Annotated in this window: 4 protein-coding genes; 2 read left to right on the forward strand and 2 right to left on the reverse strand. The window is 29.5% G+C overall.

Annotated elements, in window-relative coordinates:
- Window positions 1–2: 2 nt before the first annotated feature.
- Window positions 3–185, reverse strand: coding sequence for a hypothetical protein (locus LF845_RS11670; RefSeq protein ID WP_242821188.1), 183 nt, complete (start codon window positions 183–185; stop codon window positions 3–5).
- 15 nt (window positions 186–200) lie between these two features.
- A complete protein-coding gene (locus LF845_RS11675) occupies window positions 201–533 on the reverse strand; it encodes a hypothetical protein (RefSeq protein WP_242821189.1) in 333 nt (110 codons plus the stop codon).
- Between the two features lie 137 nt (window positions 534–670).
- Between LF845_RS11675 and LF845_RS11680 the strand changes: the two genes are divergently transcribed.
- Both LF845_RS11680 and LF845_RS11685 read left to right on the forward strand, forming a co-directional pair.
- Entirely contained in the window at window positions 671–1036 is a 366-nt protein-coding gene (locus LF845_RS11680) for a DUF3232 domain-containing protein (RefSeq protein WP_242821190.1), read from the forward strand.
- A gap of 177 nt (window positions 1037–1213) precedes the next feature.
- A partial coding sequence (locus LF845_RS11685) for a hypothetical protein (protein WP_242821191.1) occupies window positions 1214–1508 on the forward strand: 295 nt, incomplete at its 3' end.

The following is a 1508-nucleotide window of genomic DNA, read 5'->3' on the forward strand; positions in this document are numbered from 1 at the left end:
TTCTAACGCATTTCTTTTAACCCATAGCTAACACTTTTATATCTCTTTGTTAAAGAATACTTTTTTATTATCTTAATGGAATTAATTATGTAGTACGTAAAAAATCCCCCGATTGCCCCTAATATTCCAAGAGTTGAATAACCTATTTCAATAAGCTGTTTTTTGTCAGATAAAATTTTTCTCATAAATTCCTCCCTTTATTAATAATCATTGTTAAAAGAATCATCAAAGCTGCTAAAATTATTCCAACTATCATCACACCAATTATTATCAAAAGAATAATCGTCATCACTTGTGCCATAAGTATTCCCTGCCACATCAACTTCACCTATCATAGGTAACCCTGTCGCCGAATTTATGTCAGAATAGTCATCACTATATTCATCCAATTGACTGTAATGGTAATTAGAGTAATAGTCAGAATTATCATCTGTGTTTTTGCTCCATCTGCTATAATTGTCATCAGAGTAGTACTCATATTTTGAAAGTTCAAAGTTGCTTAAAATATTTACTAAAAACTTAAAAAGTCCCATAAAGTCCTCCTTTTTGCGTTGTACTATTCATAAACAGATATTTGAGGATTTTTTAAAAATAAAATTTGCTACATTAAAAATTATTCAAAATTATCCGTTTATCCTATAAATAGGAAATAAAAATAAAGGGAGGCAGTATGGAAAAATTGTCAGCATTGGAAAATTTATTGCAGTATAAAGAGCTGTTAAATGAAAATTACTCTAAAGATATTAAAGAATTGATTGAGGCAATTTTGGATTATCATAAGTCGATTTGTATATCGGAGCTTGCAAGGTATGGTGTTACTGAAGATGATTATATGGAAATGGATAAAAGGAGGACTACTGCTCACAATGCACTTATAAATAAATTAAAGATTATCATAAGAAAAATAAATCAGGATGAAGATATTAAGGGTACTAACATTTATTCTTATGCTCCAGACACTTTAAACAATAGAGTAGCCGTTGCAGACTGGTCAATTGAGCTTATTTCAGAAATTTTGAAAAAAAGAGCAAAATAATTTTTTAAAATTTATCATTTTGTCCGTTTATATTTAGCGTAGGGCAAAATAGCCAATTTAATATTTTAGGGAGGCTCACATGGCAATTTAACAGTAAAAAAATGTATAAAATCTAAGAGCGTCAAAAATAATGCGTAACATATTTATATTAAATGATAATCATTTTAGGAGGAAACTATGAAAGAAAAAATTTTTGGAGTTGTTTTAAGTATTTTTGGAGTTATTTGCTGGTTTTTACCTTTTGCAGAATGGAATGAAGTCTTTATGGGGCAGAATATGCAGCTTTTTCAGGCAGGGTATCACATGGGGGGAATATCTTATCTTTTTCTTGTTGGGTTTGCTATTGTAGCGGTGTTTTCATGGTTTAGGCAATATGTATTAAATATAATTGTAAATGCAGTGATTTTAGCGTTGGGCTCATTATATATATTTCAAATTGGTGATAAAATATCATACGGAATCATAGGTATTG

The organism is Deferrivibrio essentukiensis, from assembly GCF_020480685.1.
Classification (GTDB): Bacteria; Chrysiogenota; Deferribacteres; order Deferribacterales; family Deferrivibrionaceae; genus Deferrivibrio; species Deferrivibrio essentukiensis.